The 22,053-nt window shown below is 61.3% G+C and carries 17 protein-coding genes and 1 pseudogene; 10 read left to right on the top strand and 8 right to left on the bottom strand.

Annotated elements, in window-relative coordinates; translation table 11 throughout:
• Positions 1-628 precede the first annotated feature (628 nt).
• From FJ424_RS30350 to FJ424_RS30315, 8 genes and pseudogenes are all read right to left on the bottom strand, one after another.
• Positions 629-1,333, bottom strand: a complete 705-nt coding sequence (locus FJ424_RS30350; protein WP_140659319.1) for an SIS domain-containing protein — start codon at positions 1,331-1,333, stop codon at positions 629-631.
• Positions 1,330-2,331, bottom strand: a complete 1,002-nt coding sequence (locus FJ424_RS30345; protein ID WP_140659320.1) for a GHMP kinase — start codon at positions 2,329-2,331, stop codon at positions 1,330-1,332. Before FJ424_RS30345 ends, FJ424_RS30350 begins: the two co-directional genes overlap by 4 nt.
• The gene (locus FJ424_RS30340; protein WP_181182216.1) at positions 2,328-4,253 is read right to left on the bottom strand and encodes an HAD-IIIA family hydrolase; all 1,926 of its coding nucleotides are present in this window, start codon (positions 4,251-4,253) and stop codon (positions 2,328-2,330) included. Before FJ424_RS30340 ends, FJ424_RS30345 begins: the two co-directional genes overlap by 4 nt.
• Positions 4,253-5,230, bottom strand: coding sequence for an NAD-dependent epimerase/dehydratase family protein (locus tag FJ424_RS30335; protein WP_210239449.1), 978 nt, complete (start codon positions 5,228-5,230; stop codon positions 4,253-4,255). Before FJ424_RS30335 ends, FJ424_RS30340 begins: the two co-directional genes overlap by 1 nt.
• Positions 5,231-5,598: 368 nt before the next feature.
• The gene (locus FJ424_RS30330) at positions 5,599-6,498 is read right to left on the bottom strand and encodes an NAD(P)-dependent oxidoreductase (protein ID WP_140659323.1); all 900 of its coding nucleotides are present in this window, start codon (positions 6,496-6,498) and stop codon (positions 5,599-5,601) included.
• Positions 6,499-6,505: 7 nt separating this feature from the next.
• The gene (locus FJ424_RS30325; RefSeq protein WP_210239448.1) at positions 6,506-8,074 is read right to left on the bottom strand and encodes a GMC family oxidoreductase; all 1,569 of its coding nucleotides are present in this window, start codon (positions 8,072-8,074) and stop codon (positions 6,506-6,508) included.
• A gap of 48 nt (positions 8,075-8,122) precedes the next feature.
• The gene (locus FJ424_RS30320) at positions 8,123-9,280 is read right to left on the bottom strand and encodes a glycosyltransferase (RefSeq protein WP_140659325.1); all 1,158 of its coding nucleotides are present in this window, start codon (positions 9,278-9,280) and stop codon (positions 8,123-8,125) included.
• A 138-nt stretch (positions 9,281-9,418) separates the two neighbouring features.
• Positions 9,419-9,625: pseudogene (locus FJ424_RS30315) on the bottom strand (beta-mannosidase); the annotation flags it as partial.
• A gap of 213 nt (positions 9,626-9,838) precedes the next feature.
• Between FJ424_RS30315 and FJ424_RS30310 the strand changes: the two are divergent.
• From FJ424_RS30310 to FJ424_RS30270, 10 genes are all read left to right on the top strand, one after another.
• A complete protein-coding gene (locus FJ424_RS30310; protein WP_140659326.1) occupies positions 9,839-11,458 on the top strand; it encodes a hypothetical protein in 1,620 nt (539 codons plus the stop codon).
• 625 nt (positions 11,459-12,083) lie between these two features.
• Positions 12,084-12,884, top strand: a complete 801-nt coding sequence (locus FJ424_RS30305; RefSeq protein WP_140659327.1) for a glycosyltransferase family 2 protein — start codon at positions 12,084-12,086, stop codon at positions 12,882-12,884.
• Between the two features lie 5 nt (positions 12,885-12,889).
• The gene (locus tag FJ424_RS30300) at positions 12,890-14,035 is read left to right on the top strand and encodes a glycosyltransferase family 4 protein (RefSeq protein WP_140659328.1); all 1,146 of its coding nucleotides are present in this window, start codon (positions 12,890-12,892) and stop codon (positions 14,033-14,035) included.
• Positions 14,035-16,011 (top strand): hypothetical protein, encoded by a 1,977-nt coding sequence (locus FJ424_RS30295; protein ID WP_140786392.1) that lies wholly within the window; start codon positions 14,035-14,037, stop codon positions 16,009-16,011. The genes FJ424_RS30300 and FJ424_RS30295 overlap by 1 nt, the downstream gene beginning before the upstream one ends.
• Positions 15,998-16,756, top strand: a complete 759-nt coding sequence (locus FJ424_RS30290; protein WP_140659330.1) for a DUF1616 domain-containing protein — start codon at positions 15,998-16,000, stop codon at positions 16,754-16,756. Before FJ424_RS30295 ends, FJ424_RS30290 begins: the two co-directional genes overlap by 14 nt.
• A 15-nt stretch (positions 16,757-16,771) precedes the next feature.
• Positions 16,772-18,034, top strand: coding sequence for a glycosyltransferase family 4 protein (locus FJ424_RS30285; RefSeq protein WP_140659331.1), 1,263 nt, complete (start codon positions 16,772-16,774; stop codon positions 18,032-18,034).
• Positions 18,035-18,036: 2 nt separating this feature from the next.
• Positions 18,037-19,374 carry a hypothetical protein gene (locus FJ424_RS30280; RefSeq protein ID WP_140659332.1) on the top strand — a complete coding sequence of 446 codons (1,338 nt, stop codon included), beginning with the start codon at positions 18,037-18,039 and terminating at the stop codon, positions 19,372-19,374.
• Positions 19,375-19,406: 32 nt separating this feature from the next.
• Positions 19,407-19,571 (top strand): hypothetical protein, encoded by a 165-nt coding sequence (locus FJ424_RS33750; RefSeq protein ID WP_181175553.1) that lies wholly within the window; start codon positions 19,407-19,409, stop codon positions 19,569-19,571.
• 146 nt (positions 19,572-19,717) lie between these two features.
• Positions 19,718-20,614 carry a hypothetical protein gene (locus FJ424_RS34190; protein ID WP_246677393.1) on the top strand — a complete coding sequence of 299 codons (897 nt, stop codon included), beginning with the start codon at positions 19,718-19,720 and terminating at the stop codon, positions 20,612-20,614.
• A 460-nt stretch (positions 20,615-21,074) separates the two neighbouring features.
• Positions 21,075-21,920, top strand: a complete 846-nt coding sequence (locus FJ424_RS30270; RefSeq protein WP_181167090.1) for a glycoside hydrolase family 16 protein — start codon at positions 21,075-21,077, stop codon at positions 21,918-21,920.
• Positions 21,921-22,053 lie beyond the last annotated feature (133 nt).

The following is a 22,053-nucleotide window of genomic DNA, read 5'->3' as shown; positions in this document are numbered from 1 at the left end:
GGGTGGGCGGGATTGTCTTCCGATGCTGCATGGCGGACGAGCCGTCGAGCCTATTGCTGGAGCTGCCGACCCGGATGTTCGACCACCGTTGGCGCGCCGATGCGCTTGGCCGAGGTCAGCCGTTGCGGCGTTGATCACGCTCCAGTCTCTACACGTGTTGCCGAGCGACGTCGCCAACACACAGCGGCGATGCCCGCGTCATCCGCTTTCAATGATCGAAGGCGGAATGCCTGGCACCGTTATCGGGCGCGGTCTCTATAGCGCTGGACAGCCGTTCAATCGCAACGCCAACGATGCCTCATCGACATCGTGTTTTTCAAGATCTGAACAGCGCCAAGACGTGCAACCGCATCCAAGGGGAGAGTGCGATCGCTTGGGTGGCTTGTTGAAATGGCTGGAACGTGGCGCTACGGCGCGAGGGCGCTTCGTCGCCCCGGGACCGCCCCGCGGATTGTCAAATTTGAACCGCGCAACCAATCGCCAAAGCTCCACCTCATGGCCCTCTGCTAACCGCCTGGCCTGCTCTTTCGCCGCAACGTCGTCTATGCAGGCAAGGTTGATCCCGCCCTTGAACTGGCCGCGTTCGTCCAGAACGTAGAGCCGATAGTGCTGCATCGCTTGTTCTCGATCAGGATTGCCAGTTCGTCTCGGCGCCAGTTCCATTTGTATTGAGACCTCCAGCAGCGCGGCGCTGTTGTCGCCGATCGCTCCACTTCTGTGTACTTGCAGAACAAAGACGCTGCATAACGACATGCCCGAACATAGAATGTATATCTTCCGCTAGTTGCATGTCATTCACATTGACCCAAACCACGTGTTGGGCGATCTGCCGGAGTGTTCCTCCGCCATATCCACAAAGCCCTAACGTAACTGCGCCATGATCATTGGCGTATCGAACAGCGCGCAAAACGTTTTCTGAGTTTCCGCTTCCCGAAATTGCGATAACCAGGTCGCCCTCGTTCAGGATGTTCTTCAGCTGCTCGACGAACACATCTTGGAAAGAAACATCGTTCGCGTACGCGAATGTGAGGCCCACATTGTCGACCAGCGTTCGGCCACGAAAAGGAAGCTTCGTAGAGAGATAGATGCTCTTATTCCAATCCGTAATGAAATGTAGCGCCGTGAGTGAACTGCCACCATTTCCAAGCGTGATTATCTGCTTGCCGTCCTCTTGTGCCTGCGCGACCAAGGCCACTGCATTATCGAAGCTTTGGTGGTCTAACGAAGCCAGGACGATCTCGAGTTTCTTGAAATAAGCTTGAGCGCTGCCGTCAAGATTTTTTGGGTTGGCTCGGATGTCGGTTGATTGAGCACTGCCGCCAAAATGTTTCATTGGGTGGCCTCCGATGTTGGTTGATAATGAACGATGCGACTACCGGCGAAGTCAAACTTCACAGGAAAGTGCTTTAGCTCCCCGAGAGCCACTTTGATTGCGTCGTGGCGGTCGAGAGGCGCGAAGAACAGGAGAAAACCTCCTGCGCCTGCTCCGAGTAGCTTGCCGCCCGTGGCACCTGCCCGTAACGCAGCTCGGTACCAGCCATCGATCGCATCGTTCGTGATTTCTTCGGAGAGGCTCTTTTTTAAGAGCCAGTTCTCGTGGAGGATTTCGCCGAAGGCGTTGAGGTTACATCGATGCAGTTCATCACGAAGGCGGTACGTGAGCTCGACCATCTGCCTCAGCGCTTTTCGCTTGTCCGGTGCCCTTGCGATGCCCTCCGATTGTCGGACGAGAATGTCTGACGCGCTGCGCGTCATGCCGGTGTAAAACACAAGAACTTGCTTCTCGATGGAAGCGATAAAATCACGTGGGCATATCAGCGGCGACACCGAGACGCGATCATCAGAGTGAAACTCGATAAGATTCAACCCGCCGAAGGCGGCGGCGTATTGATCTTGCCTTCCAATGGGCGCGCCACAAAGTTCGATCTCTATGCAACAACTGTCAGCACCGAGCTTTGCCTTCGAAACATACTGCCCCCGAAACGCGTTCAGCGCATGCAGAAGGCCAACAGTAAAAGAGCTCGATGATCCAAGTCCTGTTCCCATCGATGGAATATCGGCGATGGTTGTTATCTCGACACCTCCGCGAATCCCGAGGTATTCCATCGTAGCTCTTACAATTGGGTGCTGGATATTCTCGACGCTCTCTACCTCTTCTGTTTTTGAGTAGGCGATTCGAGTGCCGTTATCGAACTTACGGTTCACGTTAACGTAAACGTACTTGTCGATCGCAACGCTTAGGACGGCGCCACCCTCCTGCCGATAGAAGGCAGGAAGATCGCTGCCACCTCCCACAAAGCTGACTCGAAGTGGCGTCTGACTGATAATCATCCGACCGCCTCAATCAGCTCGATCGCCCGCAATCGGACGCAATGATTGGCACTCGTTCGCGATGCCAGCACGATCGGTGCCTCATCCTCCTGGCGCGAACGGTAGATACTCGCTGCAGCCTCTCGATCCACACCTCGCCGCGAGTATTCTCGCGTTACTCGGCACCTCCTCAGCTCCTCATCGATATCGACGAAGAACGTGTGTGCACGACTGGGCAAAACCACATCGGAGAGCGAGAGAGCGACGGCCCCTTCCACGATCAGGACGGTTTCCGGAGAAATGGTTATCTTTTCTGATTTCGGATGCGATATGCGGCCCAGCTTTTCGTAGTAGGGCAGATCGTGCGTCTCGCGAGAACGAACTCCCACCAAGCGGCTTAGAACCTTCCTGATCTCGCTCACATCATAGCGACCCATCACCGTTGGTTCGCGATTGGCGACGGACCGTATCCAGCGATCAAGAGCAACGACCTGCGCATCAAAGCCGCGCCCGCGAAGAACCTCCGCGATAGCGCTGGAAAGGACGCTCTTTCCGCTCCGGGAGAGGCCCCCCACGAAACAGACGTCCCCCGGCTTCACATGCGCGATCAGATCAGATGCTGTATCTATCAAGATCGGATGACCAGTGAGAATGAACTTGGCAGCCTCGAACAAGTCCGAGACGGTATAATCGGGCATTACATGATACTTGCTGTCCAACCCGCCTGCGCCCGTCTCGACTAGGATCGACCTGATGCCAGATCGTTTTGCGAGAGCAACGTCCGTAGAGGAATCGCCGATGATCCAGGACTGACTGCGATCGATATTGAATGTTTGGACCGCCTCATCAACCAACCCGGTAGAAGGTTTGCGGCAATTGCAGCGGACCTTCAGCGCTTCCACCTCACCGATGAAGCCGCGGTCTGGATGGTGCGGGCAGAAATAGATGGCATCGACAAAAGCTGCACGGCGGCCAAGCTCAGTCTCCATCTTGTTATGGATCATCCGCAAGTCTCGTACAGAGCAATCGCCCCTCGCCACAACGGGTTGGTTAGTGACGACGATTGTCCGGTATTCGGCCCGGTTGAAACTGGCGATCGCGGCCGCGGCCCCCTCAATCAGTTCGAAGCGTTCGGGACGATCGATGTGTCCATGGTCAACATTGATGCACCCGTCCCTGTCCAAAAAGACTGCTTTCTGCGGAGAGGTGAGTGAAGCCCGCGCTATGAGGCCCGATTCAAAGTCGGCGCAAACCTTGTCGAGTCTCGCCGGAGTTCCCGCGTCTTTTATGTACTCGGGGCTGCCATAGCTTCTGATTTCCGCGCCGGCCCGAAGCATTTCGGGAAACAGGTCCTTGCCGAAATCGAGCGGAGTTGCTGCCGCGCGCCAACGGAGAAGAGCTTGTTTTCGAATGTAGTAAAGAGCCGCGCTGACTTTGTTTGGATAATAGCAACCCGGGTCGCGTGGATATGGATGGAACGCGGTAACCACGCCGTCTTCCGACGTTTCTATCAGATCGGAATCATGCGGGTGATCATTCGGATGGGTGAAGACGGTTGCCGCCGCCTTGTGCTTTTCATGGAAGCACTTAAAGCGGGTCAGATCGATGTCGAGCATCGTGTCGCCGTAGATCGTAAGGAAGTCGTCGTCGAGCAGATCCAAAACGGCCAAAACTGCTCCAGCTGTCCCAAGCGGCGCACCGTCATCTATGCAACGAACGTCAATCCCCCAATTTTTGCGCTGATTGCAAAACTCCACGATTTGCTCGGCTGCGTGGTTCACCAGGATCAAGATCCTCTCAATCCCGTGTTGCTTGGCGAGGACGATTTGATGCTCAAGAAGTGGCTTGCCACCAATGTTGGCCAACGACTTAGGCAAATCACCTATCCGGCCCCTGAGCCGCGTCCCTCGACCACCCGCAAGTACAACGGCCTGGGCCTGCATCACGGGTGTCCTTCCTGCCGCACGATTTCTACGACGGCTTTTCGAACAGCGTCAGCCGAACCAAGCTGGGGCCGCCAACCGAGCGCACGGAGTTTTGCTATGTCATAGGAAAATCGGGGAACATCTCCCGTCCAACCGCGATCTTCAAATCCGTATTCGATCCCCGCGCCCGGTGCGACAGCCTCGACAGTCGTTTCCGCTATAAAGCTAACGGTTACCCCTTTGTCCTCAGGACCGATATTGTAGCAGCCAAGCCGCTCGGATGCGTTTGCACGCAAGTAGACAATCGCATCAATCAGATCATTGACATGAAGATATGCCTTCCGTTGCCGCCCCGATCCCAAAACATTCAGCTTGCTTGGTGAAACCCTTAACTTTCTGACGAAATCCAGAATGACACCATGTGTTGCTGGGACACCGATCACGTTCGGAAAGCGAAAGATCAACGCCCGAGCTAACCAGTTCTCGACGGCAGCGCTGATTAGCGCTTCCGACGCGAGCTTCATGGCACCGTAATTGGAAATCGGCAGCAGCGGCCCGACATCCTCTCTAATCGGAGCCTCCCCCAAATCGCCGTACACGGCTGAGCTGGATGCAAAAGCAAGGAACGGAACCCCCGCTTCCTTCATTGCGTCCAACACGTTGAACGTCGACAGAAAGGTATCGCGTAGATCAACAGAGGCATCGGCGATTCCCGCAGGAATGTCCGAATTGGCAGCCATGTGCCAGACTTCGGAAATCGGAATGCGTCTGTGACAATTCATAAAGCGGCTTCTCACCGCACCCGCGTCTGAGAGATCCACTTTCTCAAAAATAAACCTCTCATGCGTGAGAAGCTCGTTCAGGTTTTCGCGAGAACCGCGCGACAGGTTGTCAAAGCCAAAGACCGGATATCCACGATCAACAAAGATCTTTGCAAGCCTGCTTCCTACAAAGCCCGCAACTCCCGATACAAAAATAGCGCGCGATTCAGCCAATGGGATTGCGCCTTCCTCTAGTGCGCAAGCTTTCGCTGGGGCCGGGAGTTCGATCGAGCTGGGCGTTAAGCTCTTCGCTCGTCGTTAAGGTCATGCGTCTCATGCGTCTTTCTCAAGCATCGCATGGTTCTCTCCGATCCGCGATCATTCCTCAGGAGTAGCCCCATTTTGCAGATCCGGACTGAATCGCACCGCGCTTGCCTTTGCGGCGACGCCAACGACCATCCCAAGGACGGTCGAGGCGCTCTGTTCACGCGAAGCGCGTGCGCGGCAGTTCGCGCAGATGTCGACGCCGCGGATCCTTGCGATCGTGCCGAACCGCACAATTTCGCCGTCCGTGTCGCTGGCGCATCGAGACGGGTCTTCGATCAGGGATATCGACGCAACGTCCCTGATGAGGGTCGGTCGCGGCCCAGCGAGAAGCTCCGAAACTCGATTCCGAGCTGCTTGAGCTGTTCTACGCCGGGAACCTCCGCCGCCGGGTGAACAAGCCCAAGGATGGAGTCGGATCGGAAGGGCAGGGGGACATGCAGGGTCTCAGCTGCCTTTAGGACCCCACTGACGATCTGCCAGGGAACGGGAGCGGCGCGCAATGTTCTGCCTTGTGACGCTGCGATCTCTTGCATGAGCCTTCGAAACGGTACCGGTTCCGGATGGGCCAGCCCCACTGGTTCCGGCAGGGGCATGTCCGACTCGGCAATACGCACCATGGCGGCCGCCATATCCACTTCATGCACGGTGAACTGATGGGAACGTGCCCCGATGAGAGGTGTCATCGGCAGGTTGGTGAGCTTACGGAGCGCGCCTGCCATCCCGCCCCAACCGGGGCCGTACACCAGTCCGAGGCGGGTGGAGACACCTCCCAGGCCGCTGGCCGTGCGCTCGCAGGCCAGTTTCGCCTGACCGTACAACTGCCGGGTTCCCTTATACGCGGACATCGAGGAGATAAAAATGACCCGGCGAACCCCTGCGTCGGCGGCATTGCGGAGCAGGTGCTGCGAGCCGGACACATTGACACCCCACACTTCACCGGTGCTGACGAGAGTCAGGTCCCATGCACCGTGGATGAGCACATCCAGGTCGCTGAGAGCAGCCCCCGATGGCGGGCGCCTGATCTCGTATGGGCGCCACTCGGCGACGCCGGCGGCAGATTCGGAGGTCACCCGGTTCGAACGGGCGAAGCCGATGACCTCATGCCCTTCTTCGGCGAAGGCGGCGCGCAGGATGGTCCCGATATATCCGTTGGCTCCGGTGATACCGACCCGCATGGAACGCTCAACCCGTCAGCTGCATCGCTTCGCAGGCGATGCGATGGGAATTGGCCATCACAGTCAGGGTAAAGGTGGTAGCTGGAACATTCGGGAAAACCGATCCGTCGATGAGATGGATCCGGTCCCAGCGCGCCAGCCGCCCGAGGCGGTCTGTCGTCGCACGTCCGCAATCCGGCTCTCTGGCATGGGGAAAGCTGCCGCCAAAGTGGTAGCTCTTGGCCCCGCCCGACCACAGCATCTGCGGCGTGACTGGCCACAGGTCAAGGTAGGGTGCAGCCTTGCGGATCCGCTTAATTACGTCAGGCAGCATCGGAGGCACGTTCTTGCCCCTGACCTTGGCCTCGCTGAAGCCCTCCGAAGTGAGGGTGATCTGGGGTAGCTCATCAGGAGCTGCGGACACCTGGGCGCTGACCCGGACCTTGGGTGACGCCCAGGATGGCAAGTAGCCCAGGCCTACCGTCAACCGGCTCAGGAGCCGATCCGTTGCGAAGGCGGCAGCGCGGTGTTGGAGGAAGCCGGGAAGCGCATCTTGGTATGCCTGGTTGAACGGATAGAAGTGAATCAATGAGACATCGAAGCCCTCGTCGTCCTGGACGATGGCCATGGTGAATTGGTTGAGCGTGAACTCGCGCCTTGTGCGTGGGTCGGGGGTCGGCTTCATGGACATCATTGGAAGAACGAACTGGGCCGATTCCGAAAGATGTACCGGCTGGCCAGATCCGAGCGAGCCCAGGATCAGCCGGGTGGTCCCGATTGCTCCGCAGCCCACGAAGACCCGGTCGGCTGTGAATCGCCGGATCCGGCCGCTGGACAGCTCCCGGGCCTGCACGACGGCCGTGGCGCCCTCCTGGTCGACTCGCACCGCAAGCAGCCCGCTATGGTAGTCGATCCTCCCGCTGCGCCTGAAGCGATCGAAGCTGTGCGAGGCCGAAAAGATCAGCGACCGCGGGCACCCGGTCATGCATAGGCCGCAGGGCTGGCATTCGGGCGCCGAGAAGGCGAGCCGGGCGCGGCCTATCGTTATTCCAGCGGAGCGCACTCGATCGCGGTGCCTGTCGTAGTTGGCCAGGACCATCTGCGTGCGCGGCGCCAGCGGCGGAAGCGGGTCCGGGGATCCGATGAGCGGGAACCACTCCTCGAGATCGTCGGACTCTCCAGCGAAAGGAATGTGACCCAGGATCGTCCGATAGTGCTCTTCCATATCCGAGAAGTCGAACGGCCATCCCTTCAACGTGGCGGCGCTGAAGGGCATGATCTGGGCCCCCCAAACATTGCTGAACCCCCCGTAGGCGCTTGATATGACAGCCGAGTTGACTCTACCCTCGGAGTGGACGCCGTCGAGCTGACCCTTGTTGGCAAAAGGGAAATCGGATCCGTAGCTTCTCTTTTCAGGCAGCGAATCGGATTGGAGCCGCTTGGGTTGCAGGCTGATCCGGCGGACGTCCTCCTCGTCCCAGTCGTCGACACGCAGCTTGGACAGCCTGGAGATCACCTCCTGCGTCTCCGCCTCCAGCACGGTGCCCGGATCGAACACGGTTATCTTCTCGTCCGGTTTCTCGGACAGCGCCAACACGGCGGCGGCTGCAGCCGGACCCGAACCAATGATTATCGAAGACGGCATCTACTTCCCGCGGCCACCGCCTTGCGCGGCTGTGTCCAGTATCTGCTTGGTTGCCTGTTGGCGCCGCCGGCGAAAGCGCCGCACCAGCTCGATCCGGCCGGCGACGTGGCCTGCCGCGGCCAGCCCCACGCCAGCGACTATTGCTGCGGACCGGGCCAGTCCGGCGGCGTCACCCTTGGCCGCTTGCAAAATCTCCCTCGGCACACCCTTGGTCAGCGCATGCCAGACGAAACGGGCCTCTGCACTCAGCGTGGCGGCGTCGCCCATCTGGGCAAAGGCCTCGACCTTCCCCTTGTTGACGAAGAAGCAGCGACGCCAGAAGTACTTCCAGGTCGCCCGTGAGGCGGGTACGAAGTGGCGGACGGTCGCCGCCGGTTCATAGATGACCGCGTCACTGCCCTTGATGTGCGCCACGCGGTGGCACATGTCCATGTCGTCGTGCCTGTCGGAATGGAACCCTCCCACCTGCTCGAGGAGGATCCGCCGCACCGACATATTGGCTCCTATGAGGCGGGCCAAAGGGCCTCGGCCGGTCGGAAGGCCATCATAAGCACATCCGAACACCCAGTCGAACTGCACAGGGAACCAGGCCGGGCGGCCGGTCTCGAAAACAGGTATGGGGCGCCCGCCGACGGCGCCGATGCGCTCATCCTGGTACGGGGCGGTGAGAATCTCGAGCCAGTCCTTGTCGGCCGCTGCATCGTCATCCAGGAACGCCAGGATATTTCCGGCAGCGGCTTCGGCTGCGGTGTTTCGGGCCGACCCCAGATGCCCGTCATGCTTGTTCTGGATCACCCGTACCGGGGGGGTGGATGCGGCGAAATCAGCCCACTGCGCGGCACAACGGCGAAACAAGGGCTGATCGACGCATAGGATGATCTCGCAGGGCTGCAAGGTCTGCTCCTGTGCCGAGGCCACCGACTGGAGCATCAGCTCCCATCTTTCCTCAGTGTAGGCACAGATAATCACCGAGATCGTGGGGGAAATCTGCCGACGCTCGCTGCCGACGCCATCCTCGGGCTGCTCGGTTCGCGATCCAGGCTGACCGGTTGTGGCAGCGGCAACGTCAGGTTTGCGGCGGGCGAGACCGATACTTGGCTTGCGGACGTGGCTTTCCTGGCCAACGCCGATCGGTGGACCCGATTGCGCAACACGCATTTAGGAATTCTCCCGACTTGAGCTGCCAATGTGTTCCCAAACTCTTCGATAAACCGGGCGATGGTCCGGCGGCGCACCGCCGCGGCGTCGTCGTTCAAATCGTCCGAACGATCGAGTGTGGTCGGCACAGATCACGACGCTGGCATCGCCTTCAAGCCGCCAATCCCAGATCGTAGCGACGCTTCCATCGAGCGACCCGATCACCGGATGGACGAAGATGCGGACCACATTGGCGCCCATCGCTACCGCGTCATCGAGAACGCGGGTGACCTCGTCCTGCGATCCGTAGGTCAGATAGTGGTTGTTTACGCCGGTCACGAAGAACGGCTTGCCGTCCAACGTGAAGTTCGTTCCGGAAGCATTGCGCAGCCAGTATTTCGCCCGTTGCCAGCCAGCCATCATCCCTGCATGTGGCTCTCGCCGGGCGCCGAGTGCAACGGCCCCTAAGGATTACCTCCTCTGGCCTCGCACAGCCCCGCATCGATCGGGCATAGTGGTGCCTGGCTGCGGGTGCTCGTCAAAGCTGTCGTCTGCTTGAAATTCGCCGTGAGAACAACAATGCGCATTTGCTTGAGTCTCGATCCGTCGCGGCTGCTGCGCTGGCATCTGTGGCTGGCTGAGGCGCTTGCTGAAGTGCCCGGCAACGATGTCTCCTGCGCTTTCGCGGCTGGCTGCCGCCCGCTGCCGTTGATCTTCCGCCTGTTGATCGAACTCGAACGACTACTCTATGGTTACCGTGTCAACGGTGTCACCGGCTCCGTCGAGGCGGAGCTGCGATCCCTGCCGCCGCCGCCGGCCGACCAAGTGGATGTAGTGATCAATTTGAGCGGCGAAGAGCCGCTCCCGTCGGGACGGCGCGTGCTCACTCCACTCTTCAACGGGCTACCGAGCGAGATTGGAGTCATGACGGCCTTGGCGAATGATCAGGACCTTGTCGTTGACCTCTACGATACGGCGCGCCCGTCGCAGCCGTGGATGGCGCGTCCGGCCAGTGTGGACCGTAAAGTGTTCGCAGCCGGTCTCGACAGCGTCCTCTCCTGCGCTGTGGCGCTGATTCTAAAAGCCTTGCGCGAGGAAACCAGTTCAGCTCCGTCCGGTGTCCCCGGTCCGCCGACGGCCGCGCCTTCGCTCGGCGCGCTTTCGGCCATTGCATGGGAGACTGGCACGGCGGCATCGAAGGCAATCGCGTTCTTGGACAGATTGGCGAGAGGCGGCAGATCGTGGGGGATCGGCTGGCGCTTCGACCAGGCGGCGAGTCTGCTCGACAAAGGCGAAGCAGCTTTCAACGTGCTCACCGGAGACACCGGCAGCTTCCTTGCCGACCCGTTCCCGTTCCGGTATCTGGGGCAGGATTTCATCTTCGTCGAACAGTACCTCTATTCAAAGAACCGGGGGTGCATTGCGGTCGTGACAGCTGACCGGAGCGGGACCGCCGGCGCACCTCAGATCGTCTTGGAGGAGCCGCACCACCTCTCGTACCCGTTCGTGTTCGAGCAGGACGGGCAGGTCTGGATGATCCCCGAATCGGGGGCGGCAAGGAATGTCAGTCTCTACAGGGCAGTCGAATTCCCGTACCGGTGGAAGCGGGAGGCCTGCCTCCTGGAAGGCATTGAGGGCTACGACACCACGCCGCTGCGCCATGAGGGCGGCTTTTGGTTTTTCGTCAGCCCAAGGCTGTGGAGGTCCACGTCCTGGGATGTCCTCAGCCTCTACCATGGCGAGAGCCTGACGGGGCCTTGGACGCCCCATGCCGCAAACCCCGTCCTGCTCGATGCTGCGCTCAGCCGTCCCGCAGGCGCTGTCATCCGACACGGCGGACGCCTGCTACGCCCGGTCCAGGACTGCGCTCGCAGCTATGGCGGCGCGGTGACGTTCTGCCGGATCGATGCGCTCGGCGCGTCGGCGTTTGCCCAGACCCCGGTCGGTGGCATTTGGTCCGAAGCGTTCGGGTGTCACACCTACAACCGCCGGTCTGGCCTGGAGGTGATCGACCTGTTCGGTCATGTCCGTGGTTTGCGCCAGGTCACGACCTCGTATCGGCCGCTTGCACCCGAGGTGCCGGCCTCAACGTCGCATGGGTGGCCCGTCTCTCGTCCGGGACAGTTGGCGTGGCCAGTTGATCGGGCCCACGACGCCGCCCGCGAAGGGCCGGGCGGCCTCGACCCTTCTCGCGCGTAAGATTAAGGGGTAGCCCCGGAAATCACGGCCGAATGAAGAAGCGAGCCCACATGCGGAGCCTCGCAGCTTCTGGCCAATGGCAATGTCGGCGTTGCGCGCGAGGTTCATCGCGCCGGCGATGTTCGCCGCATTCTACACTGCTTGCTCGGAGAGCCTGTCGCCCGGGATCCCGGCCGCAGGTCGATGATTGTCCTCGCTGGCGTGAAGGCATCGCGCTGCTGTCGGCGCCTCAGGTCTGGCAGCGCTGCCGACGCAACTGGTGAAGGTGATCGTGCCGCCACCGTGCCATCTGCCTTGGTTGCTTGGCCCCGAGCTAACCTGAAGGGATAACCACAAAGAGCTAATCACCTATGGTGCTTTCTAACCATCTATTGGAGCTTCCATTGCGGGGTCCCATCAGCAATGCTCACTTAACTCACGTTCTTGTTTCATCTGATCTTTTCAGCATGTCTGGGAGTCTGCGTATGATTAGAACAGTTGCACCCGGGGGCGTGGCTGCAATTCTGTGTCGGTTCCTTTCCGGAACCTATCGTTCGGCCCATCATCGCGCCGGGCGCCTGTCGGCAGTCTTGGCGCGTTTCCAACCCGCCCCCTGCGGCCCATCGCTCGACCGTGCAGCGCTGCCATGAATGCCGGTCTCTCCAGTGTACTCACCCCCGTCAGTGCCGTATCGCCGCCTGACCCAATTAAGTTCGGGCTGCGGCAATCGCTGGCTCTACCCCGAGTAAGCTTCATCGTGCCGACGCTCAACGAGGCCGAGAATCTCCCTTGGCTTCTGCCGCGCATCCCCACCTGGGCGCACGAGATCATCATCGTGGATGGCCGTTCGACCGACGACACCGTCGCGGTCGCGCGCCGCCTACGCGAGGACGTGAAGGTTGTCATGGAGCCTCGGCGGGGCAAGGGCGCCGCACTGCAAGCGGGATTCCGGGCCGCCACAGGCGACATCATCGTCATGCTGGACGCTGACGGCTCCATGGTCCCGGAGGAGGCGATCGTCTTTGTCAGTGCGCTGATGGCCGGCGCGGATCTCGTCAAGGGTTCACGCTTTATCCAGGGCGCCGGCACCGACGACATGTCGCTGTTCCGGATGTTCGGCAACAGGGGGCTGACCCTGTTCGTGCGGCTCCTCTATGGCGGTTGGTTCTCCGATCTATGCTACGGATACATCGCCTTCTGGACCAAGCACGTCAGCACGCTCAATTGCGACTGCGATGGGTTCGAGATCGAGACCCTCATCAACGTGCGGGCCTTGAAGAACCACCTCAATATAGTCGAGGTGGCGAGTTTCGAGGCTCCGCGCATCAGCGGTGTGAGCCATCTGCGCGCCATCCCAGACGGCTGGCGCGTCCTCAAGACCATCTTGCGTGAGTGGGTGTACCAACAACACGGGCGGGGCGCGACAGCCTGTGATGATGGCGGGTAAGCCTGATGCGAATCCTGATGGTTGCCGCTCGCTGCTACCCCTTCATGGGCGGCACTGAAACTCACATCCAGGAAGTCGGTCCCCGCTTGGCAGCGCGTGGCCACGCGGTCGACGTGCTCACTACCGATCCCTCGGGGGAACTGCCGGTTGAGGAGGAGGTGCGCGGCATGCGTGTGCGGCGCGTGCCGGCCTGGCCAAGGGAACTAGACCTCTATGTGGCACCCGGCATTTATACCGCGATCCGGCGCGGGGCTTGGGATCTGATCCACTTCCAGGGTTATAGCACTTTCGTGGTGCCGATCGGACTGCTCGCGGCCGTCCGCGGGCAGCTGCCGTTCGTCCTGACCTTCCACAGCGGCGGGCATTCCTCCCGGCTGCGCAACGCCATACGCAGCACCCAGCATATGCTGCTCCGGCCGCTGGTAGCCCGGGCCGCGCGGCTGATCGGCGTCTCCGAATTCGAAGCCGACTTCTTCAGCCGGAGGATGGGCGTGCCGCGGGAGCGGTTTGCCGTCATCCCGAACGGCGCCGCGATGCCGGCTCCGAGCCCCGGCGTCAAGGTCGATCCGCACCTGATCGTCTCGGGCGGCAGGCTGGAGCGCTATAAGGGCCATCACCGGGCGATCGCAGCCTTGCCCGAACTGATCCGCCGGGTACCGGACGTGCGACTGCACATCGTCGGTACTGGCCCATACGAGGGAGAATTGCGGCGCCTCGTCGCGACGCTCGGCCTCGAGAGGCGGGTCACAATTGCCGGTATCCGCGCCTCAGAGCGGCAGGAAATGGCAGATCTACTGGCGAGCGCCGCGCTGTTCGTGCTGTTCAGCGAATACGAAGCCCATCCGGTGGCCGTGATGGAAGCGCTGTCGCTGCGCCGTCCGGTCCTCGTCAGCGACACGTCCGGTCTGCGGGAGCTGGCCGCCAATGGCCTGTGCCGGGCGATTCCGCGCAACGCCGATCCGCGAGAGCTGGCCGCCGCCATGGCCGAGGAACTGGAAGCCCATCGGGAGATCCCGGATTTGGCGCTGCCCGACTGGGATGCCTGCGCGCAAGCACTGAGCGACGTTTATTGTGATGTCCTGAGCAGCCGATCCACGGTTCGCTCGGCCCCCGGTGGCGTGACATCCTGGCCTCCCGCGACGAGGGTATGATGCTGATGACGCAGGCTCATTTCACCGCGAGAACCAGGATCAAACCACTCCAGGCCGGGATACGGCTCTTATCGGCCGTTATCGGTCCCGATCTTCACGGCGGCAGCGCCGATGCCCCGCCGCAACGGGCCAAATACGGTTGGATCGCGATACTGTGCCTGACCGTCGCTACGGCTCTGCTCCTGGTCGTGGCCGGGCACGCAGCCGGGCGCCGGGGCTATGACGTGGCGCCCGCGCTCTTTTGGTCCGGTATGGTCCTCCTGGTCGTTCCGACCAGCCTCCGCATCGCTTGGCCGACGACAGCCCGAGGTGAGCGCCTGTTCCTCCTGTTCCTGCTTGTCGAAGCTCTGTTCTATTGCAAGAAGGTCTATTCCCCGACGAGCTTCAGCGGTTACGACGAGTTCTTGCATTGGATCGCAGCCGAAGATCTCATCACTGCTCGCCGGCTGTTTCTGCCCAACCCGCTTTTCCCGATCGGGCCAACGTATCCCGCCCTGGAAATCGTGACGACGGCGATCGTCGATCTGACGGGACTGCCCTTGTTAGTGGCGGGAATGCTCCTATTGGCCATCCTCAAGGGCACGTTCATCGGTGCCCTGTTTCTGTTCCTCGAAAGCATCGTCGGATCGCCGCGTATCGCGGCTATCGCCTGTCTGGCCTACATGGGCTGCTCAACCTTCTTCCTGTTCGACTCAAGTTTCTCCTACCAGAGCCTCGGCATCGTGCTGTGTGTGCTGGCTTTCGCGGTCGAAGCGGCGTCCAAGGATCTCGTCGGGAGACTGAGGCTCAAGTCGCTGGGGCTGATAGCCTTGCTGCTGGCAAGCCTCGCGGTCACACATCACGTCTCGGCCGCCTTCGCCGCCATCTATTTCGGAGCGCTGGCGGGTCTCGAAGCTTTGCGCCGTCACGATCCCATGCGGATTGAGGCCAGGATCGGCGTGGGTCTCACGGCGATCCTGGCCATAGCCCTGCCGCTCCTGTGGATGCAGTTCCGTGGCATCCCTCTCGCAGGCTATCTCGGTCCGGTGATCGGGGCCGGCTTCCAGTCATTGCTTGGCATGATCCTTGGCACCGCCACCCCGGCGTCGGAACATCTTCAAGCGCCGGCCAAGGCCTTCTACCTGCAACTGACCACCTTGCTGGCGCTCCTGCTGCTGGCACTCGGACTGTCAACGGGATTCTTTCGGTCACTCGCCATCGCAGCGCTCGGTGGTGCGCGGCCGGGTTGGCTTCCGATCCGGGACATTCTCAAATGCCGCTGGCGTGACAGCCGCCTCCTGCTCCTCACCTTGCTGGCCTTCGGGCTCCCGATCTCTGTGGCCTTCCGACTGACCGCCACCGGATGGGAAATCGGCAACCGCATGGGAACGTTCGTGTTCATCGGCGTTGGGCTGGTCGTCGCGGTGAGCATCGTCCACTTCTGGCAGGGCCGCGCGCCGCGCGGGTGGCGCCGCATCGCGCCCGCCGGTGCTCTGGCGGTCATCGTCCTGGGCGGCGTCGCGAGCTCCACGATCAATCCGATCGATGGGCGCTATAGAGTGGCGGCCGATCAGGAATCAATCGAGCCCATGGGGATCGAAACGGCACGCTGGGCCAAGGAATGGCTCGGTGCCGGCAACCGCTTCATCTCCGACCGCATCAATAGCATTCTGCTTGCGAGCTACGGCCGGCAGGACGTCAGGGTCAAGATCAGAGAAGGCATCGATTCCGCGAGCATATTCGAAGGCGAGACATTGGGGCCAGGGGAGTTTTGGGCTTTGGCGGAAAGCAACATCGATTTCCTGCTGGTTGACCGGCGCCTGAGCACGGCTCCGCCAGTGCTCGGCTTTTACTTTCAGCCGTGGCAACGGCGGCAGGGAACGCCGCTCTCGGGTGCAGCGCTCCTTAAGTTCAATGACGTCAAGGGCGTCACCCGCATCTACGACAATGGGTGGATCGTCATCTACGACGTGAGGGAATTGCATGAGAACCATTAGCAAGCGGGACCTTCTGGCCGCATACCTTTGGGCGGGGGCCGCGGTGGCGGCCGTTGCTTTCAGCGACAGCGCGCTCCTCCGAGTTGCCCTGGGCGCACCCGTGGTGTTCCTCGTCCCGGGCCACACGGTGTTGCGGGCCATCGGCGTCAGTACGACCTCCGCGTTGCAACACATCGTCTACGCGGTCGGAGCAAGCCTCGCCGTCGGCATCGTTGGAGGCTTTGCACTGAACGCCGCAGGCTTCCTGACGCCGCTCGGCTGGGCGCTGTGGTTTTGGATCGTGACGGCCGCCGCTGCACTGGTGGCCGCCGTCCGCCGCGACACTCCCGATCTGCCAGCTTGGCCGGCTTTGGCGAGGGTCCGGGTTTGGCAGGGGGCCGTGCTCATGCTGGCGGTGCTTGTGGCGACCGGGGCCTATGCGTTTGCCGTCAGAGACGAAGCGGCCCACCGGGAATTCAAATACACCGAGTTCTGGTTGTTGCCATCAGCCAGTGGCGAGCGCGACCGGATCACGGTTGGCATCAGGAGCGCCGAGACCCAAACTCAGCGGTTCGACGTGGAAATCACCCTTGATGGGCAACCGTTCGCCGTTTTCCGATCGGTCGCCGTCGCGCCGGGCGATACTTGGGCGCGAGAAATCCCAGTGCCCGCCGCAGCAATCCGCCAGAGGGCCGAAGCCCGGCTCTATCGACCGCAAGACAACCGGCTGTATCGCAGCGTTTCGACGCTAGTGCCGCGCTTCTGAAATGAAGGCTCGATCATGCGCATCCTGCTGCTATCGCAATTCTATCCTCCGGTAATCGGGGGAGAGGAGCGGCACGTCCGCAATCTGGGCGCGGCGCTGGCGCGGCGGGGCCATCATGTCAGCGTCGGGACCTCGATGCATCCCGGATCGCCCGAAACTGAGCTTGACGGCGCGGTCCGCGTGCATCGCCTGCGCGGCACGCTCCAGCGTCTGTCGGGCCTTCACGCCGATCCCGAGCGCCGCCATGCGCCGCCCTTCCCGGATCCCGAACTGGTGCTTGCCCTGAAGCGGCTGGTAGCCCAGGAGGAGCCGGACATCGTTCACGCCCACAACTGGATTTACGCGTCCTTCCTGCCGCTCAAAGGTCTGAGTGGGGCACGCCTCGTGGTTACGTTCCATGATTACGGCCTTGTCTGCGCGAAGAAGAACTTCATGCACTTGGGCGCCCAGCTCTGCAGTGGCCCCGCGGCGGCCAAGTGCCTGCCTTGTGCCACTGGGCATTACGGAGCGGTGAAGGCAGCTGTGACCACCTTGGGTAATTGGGCGTCGAGCTTCGCCGCTCGGCGCGTGGTGGACCGCTTTATCGCGGTGAGCCACGCGGTGGCCCGTCACAACGGACTCACCCAAGGCCACGCCCCTTACGACGTTATCCCCAACTTCGTGCCCGACGATGTCGGGGTGCTTGGCCCAGAAGATGCCTGCCTGCGGGAGCTTCCCGGGGATGGATTCATCCTGTTCGTCGGTGACTTGACGCGCCTCAAGGGCATTGACGTTCTCCTGCAGGCCTATGCCAGTCTGGAGCGGGCGCCACAACTTGTCCTGATCGGGCGCCAGGTCGCCGATACGCCAACCAAATTTCCGCCGAACGTTCGAGTCTTCAGCATGTGGCCGCATTCCGCCGTCATGCATGCGTGGCGGCGCTCACTGTTCGGCGTGCTGCCGTCGGTGGGGCCAGAAGCCTGCGCGACAGTGATCATGGAAGCGATGGCGTCCGGAAAGGCAGTTGTTGCAACCGACATCGGCGGCATGCCGGATATCGTCGATCATGGCGAAACAGGCCTTCTCGTGCCGAGCGGTGACGCGCGCGCCCTCGCCAGCGCAATGCAGACACTTATCGAGGACCGCGCCTTGCTCGCCCGCCTGGAGGCGACAGGCCTCGCCCGGATCGAGCGCCTCAAGGCCGGAGTGGTCGTGAACCGGATCGAGCAGGTGTACCGGGACGTCCTGCGCCCAGCCCCCGGAAGATCCGCGGTGCCGGCACAGCAAGGTTCGGGATAGCAATGACGTCGGTAGACCACTCCTGGACGGCCGTTGCTCGCGTGCGCCGAGAGCTTCGAAAGAGCGCCGCGTTCGTGATGAATTCCGGCGCCATGGCAACCGGAACGGTTGCAGCGGCCGGTCTCGGGTTTGTCTATTGGTGGCTTGCAGCGCGGCTGTTCCCGCCGGAGGTGATCGGCTACACATCTGCCCTCCTGTCCGTGATGGGGCTTATCGGCACGCTCGGCGAGGCAGGAATCGGGACCATGCTGGTGGGCGAGATCGTCCGGAATCCCGGCAAGGAACGCGGCCTGGTGGCCGCGGCAGCGTGCGTCGGGGTGACACTGGGGGTCGGGCTGGCCCTGTTGTTCGTCTTCGGGCATGCGTGTTTCAGCAGCTCTACCGAGCTGATCGGCGGCTGGTTCGTGGGTGTTGTGTTCGTCCTCGGCTGCGGTCTGACCGTTCTCGCCATCTTGGTCGACCAGGCGTTCCTGGGCACCCTGCGCGCCACCAGCAGGATGATCCGGCAAGTGCTGTTCTGCACGTTGAAGCTGATGCTGATCGCCACCGCCGCGGTTGGCGGCTACACCTCCCATACCGCGCTTCTTCTGAGCTGGGTGGCCGGTCTTCTGGCGTCCATCATCGGCGTGGACCTGTTGACCCGGGGCGGTGCGCGTCGCCTCGTTGGGTCTCCCGATTTCCAACTGCTCCGTACGCTGCGGGGCAAGGTCTTCGACCACTACGTGCTCGACGTGGCCTTGCAGGCTCCCGGCATCATCATGCCCTACGTTGTGCTCGTTCTCCTGTCTCCGGCCATCAATGCCGCTTTCGTATCCCTATGGATGCTGGTCACCATCGCCTCGTTGATTCCCGCGGCCATGGCTACAGTCCTGTTCCCCGTGGTGAGAGCGAGCCCGAAACAATCCAGACACGACATCCTTGTATCGGTTATGGCGTCATTGCTTTTTTCGCTGGTCTGCGCCGTTTTCATCTTCACCTATTCGCAGAGGATCCTTGCGGTCTTCAATCCGGCCTATGCTGAAATCGCCGGTTCGAGCCTGCGCTTCCTTGGCTTCAGCCTGCTGGGAACAGCGCTTAAATTTCATGCCTGTACGCTGGCGCGGTTGGGCGACAGGATGCGCAAGGCATCTCCCTGGTTCGCGCTTGGCGGATTGCTGGAGCTGGGCTTGGTGATAGCTGGAGCGAGGCTCGGTGGACTTGAAGGCCTGGTTCTGGGCTGGACGCTCGCCACCAGCATCGAGGGCGTGTGCGCGGCCTTGACTTTGGCCTTCGCCATAAAATCTGGTTCTGCCGCCGGCCTCGTGCACGAAGAATCGCCCCCGTCGCCGCTCCAGACTTGAAAGACGGATCGCGTTGTGCGGACGCACTTGAGATGCTCGAACGCGCAAGCCTGAGCGACGCGGTCGAAGCTTCAATTGCCGAAAGTGATGTGATGACGTCGCCGGCGCGAAGGGCTGGGGTCCGCAAGCGGTTTGATGTGATGCTGAATGGCGTCAAATCGGTGCGCGCCGCGCTTGAGGATTCTATGCCACGCTGAATGACCAGCAGAGGGCGCAATTCGAGGCGATCCCTGAGCCAGCAAGGATCCCTGAGCCAGCAAGTGTGAGCGAGCAAGCGCGACCGGGAAACCAACATCCAGCGCTACCTTACCAAGGCGCTGCCAAGGCCGCCATGGAAGTCGCGATGAAATTCTCGGACGATTCCTCCGTCACTCAGAAGTACGACGAAGCTTCGCAGCGGGGAAGCCGGTTTCCGAAAGAGGCTAACGAACGGCGTTCAGTTCAAGGCGCTGTGCGAAGCGCTGATCGCCGGCCTGTCAGGAAGAAACAGCACATCGGCAGATTTGGTTCCGGTTGTTCTGGCCTCGATCTCGGATTGGCTTGCCTTTCGGCGCCCGGTCCGGGTCAGCAAGTATCCCTCGTATCCGTTATCCGACAAGAGGCGCAGGACTACCAAAACCGCCCCGAACTTGTTCAATCCCTGGTCGGAAAGTTCGACGAACAGGGCCGGCCGGGCGAACCTCAGGATCTCGATCATGCCCTGAAGCGTCAGCAGTTCGGCACCCTGCACATCGATTTTTACGAGCGCCGAGCGCCGGGGTCCCTTGTCCGCAAGCAGCCCGTCGAGCGTCACGGCGGTGACCGGCACGCCGGTGCCGTTCCGGGAAAGCTTGTGGTCGGCCGGGTAAAGCGGGTTGATTTCGAGAAAGGTCGTGCCGGGCTCGGCGGCGGCGACCGCCCTCAGCGCCTCAACGCGGCCAAGGAACCCTGCGTGCTCGATCGCGGAAATCAGGCCGCTGTAATTCTGATCCTCCGGCTCGATGGCGATCACCTTTCCGCTGTCGCCGACCCATTCGGCAAAGCGGAGCGTGAAGAAGCCGACATTGGCGCCGACGTCGATGACCAGCGATCCGCCTGGCACGAATTCCCTGAGCTGATCGATCGGGCCTGCTTCAAAATACCTTTTGTAGAGGGGATAAAGCGCAAGATAGGCGCGGTGGAAAATCGGAAGACGCTGCAGGCCGAGCTTGGCGGTCAGCACATACAGCTTGATAGCCCGAATCTCTCAGCAAAACTATGAGCATTCAGGAACCATCCAATGACACCGGTGCAGGATTTATTGCCAGTGGCTTGTCGAGGGGCCCGCTCGGAGGGGGCGACTCGGACGGCGGCATCACAACGATCTTCGTTCAGTTTTGCAGACCTTATCACTCGATCAAGGTCTGATCGCGGAATTAAAGAGGTACCACCCCGAAGATCAGCATCGACACGCCGCCCCAAGACCACTTGGCTGGATAATGCCGCCACCGCCACAAGCCGGAGGTTTCCCAACTACGAACATCAGGAGCACTTCCTCGCATCACCGGCTGGCGTGGCCCCATGGTCGCATCGAGGCCCATCTGCCGCGCCGCAATATAGTCGAGGTATCCTCTTTTGGTCACGGTCGACTATCCGGTCCTCGTCATTTCGCTTTAGGATTGGTGAGCGGCGGTGACCATTGCAATCGCATCCTGGTCAAGCCCTCGTTACGAGGGGGGCATATGAAAAGTATCTCGAAGTACATTTCATTGATAACGCTCATGATCGTCTCGTGCGACACGAGTGGTGGAGGCGGTGGGTCGTCGCTGCCCCCGCCAGCTGGGTACACTACCAGTCAGCTGATATTCGAGGATACCTTCACCGGGCACTCGCTCGATTCCACGAAGTGGATACCTGCGATCGCGGACCAGAACGGTATCTGGCAGCAGAGCGTGCCGTCGCCGTACTCCGCGATGAACGCTGGCGGGTTCGACGCCGAGTACTTCGACCCGGCTCAGATCAGCACTGGTCCATCAGGCTTGAAGATCGTTGCGACGAGAAGCAACCGGTTCGCGGGGTACACGTGGAAGTCGGGCGCTATCTGCACGCACGGCAAGTTCACGTTTGCCGGTGGCTACGCCCAGATACGCATGAAGCAACCGGACGTCAGCACTGGCGGATGGCCAGGCTTCTGGCATCTCGAGGGCGGGGCCGAGATCGACACGCAGGAGGGCGGGTTCCTCAGCAGCTCCGTGTCGGCCAACGCAGTGCTGGCAAACGCTTTGTTGGCTGCCACCAACGAGCAGCGGTTCTTCGATGCTGGTGTGGACCTGTCGGCCGGCTATCACGTCTGGGGCATGGAGTACATACCGGGCGTGTCAATCAAGTTCTATTTCGATGGTGTGCTCAAGCGAACCGTCACTAAGAACGTGCCGGCCGGTGCCATGACCCTGCTCATTAGTCTGAGTATCGCCAACAGCAGCGCGTCTGGCTGGCACACGGCCTACGACAGTTCGACCCCGGCAACGCTCGTACTGGAGGTGACCGACGTTCAGGTCTACCGCCTGAGCATGGACCGACAGCATTGAGGCTTGACGACACGAAGGTGGGCGTTACGCACCGCTCGACAGACCGGAGCAGGAACTCGCGCTGAAGCGGATTCCACAGTACACGACTCATTGGGTTTTGATGGTCTTAGGGAAAGCGCTGAGCCATGCGGTT

The sequence above is a fragment of the Mesorhizobium sp. B3-1-8 genome (assembly GCF_006439495.1).
In the GTDB taxonomy this organism is placed as follows: domain Bacteria; phylum Pseudomonadota; class Alphaproteobacteria; order Rhizobiales; family Rhizobiaceae; genus Mesorhizobium.
This window is presented reverse-complemented; position numbering and strand designations above follow the sequence as displayed.

Bases quoted from the DNA above. Each gene is read 5' to 3' on its own strand.
- FJ424_RS30350 (WP_140659319.1), bottom strand. From the start codon at position 1,333: ATGAAACATTTTGGCGGCAGTGCTCAATCAACCGACATCCGAGCCAAC.
- FJ424_RS30345 (WP_140659320.1), bottom strand. From the start codon at position 2,331: ATGATTATCAGTCAGACGCCACTTCGAGTCAGCTTTGTGGGAGGTGGC.
- FJ424_RS30340 (WP_181182216.1), bottom strand. From the start codon at position 4,253: ATGCAGGCCCAGGCCGTTGTACTTGCGGGTGGTCGAGGGACGCGGCTC.
- FJ424_RS30330 (WP_140659323.1), bottom strand. From the start codon at position 6,498: ATGCGGGTCGGTATCACCGGAGCCAACGGATATATCGGGACCATCCTG.
- FJ424_RS30320 (WP_140659325.1), bottom strand. From the start codon at position 9,280: ATGCGTGTTGCGCAATCGGGTCCACCGATCGGCGTTGGCCAGGAAAGC.
- FJ424_RS30310 (WP_140659326.1), top strand. From the start codon at position 9,839: ATGCGCATTTGCTTGAGTCTCGATCCGTCGCGGCTGCTGCGCTGGCAT.
- FJ424_RS30305 (WP_140659327.1), top strand. From the start codon at position 12,084: ATGAATGCCGGTCTCTCCAGTGTACTCACCCCCGTCAGTGCCGTATCG.
- FJ424_RS30300 (WP_140659328.1), top strand. From the start codon at position 12,890: ATGCGAATCCTGATGGTTGCCGCTCGCTGCTACCCCTTCATGGGCGGC.
- FJ424_RS30295 (WP_140786392.1), top strand. From the start codon at position 14,035: ATGCTGATGACGCAGGCTCATTTCACCGCGAGAACCAGGATCAAACCA.
- FJ424_RS30290 (WP_140659330.1), top strand. From the start codon at position 15,998: ATGAGAACCATTAGCAAGCGGGACCTTCTGGCCGCATACCTTTGGGCG.
- FJ424_RS30285 (WP_140659331.1), top strand. From the start codon at position 16,772: ATGCGCATCCTGCTGCTATCGCAATTCTATCCTCCGGTAATCGGGGGA.
- FJ424_RS30280 (WP_140659332.1), top strand. From the start codon at position 18,037: ATGACGTCGGTAGACCACTCCTGGACGGCCGTTGCTCGCGTGCGCCGA.
- FJ424_RS33750 (WP_181175553.1), top strand. From the start codon at position 19,407: ATGCTCGAACGCGCAAGCCTGAGCGACGCGGTCGAAGCTTCAATTGCC.
- FJ424_RS34190 (WP_246677393.1), top strand. From the start codon at position 19,718: ATGAAATTCTCGGACGATTCCTCCGTCACTCAGAAGTACGACGAAGCT.
- FJ424_RS30270 (WP_181167090.1), top strand. From the start codon at position 21,075: ATGAAAAGTATCTCGAAGTACATTTCATTGATAACGCTCATGATCGTC.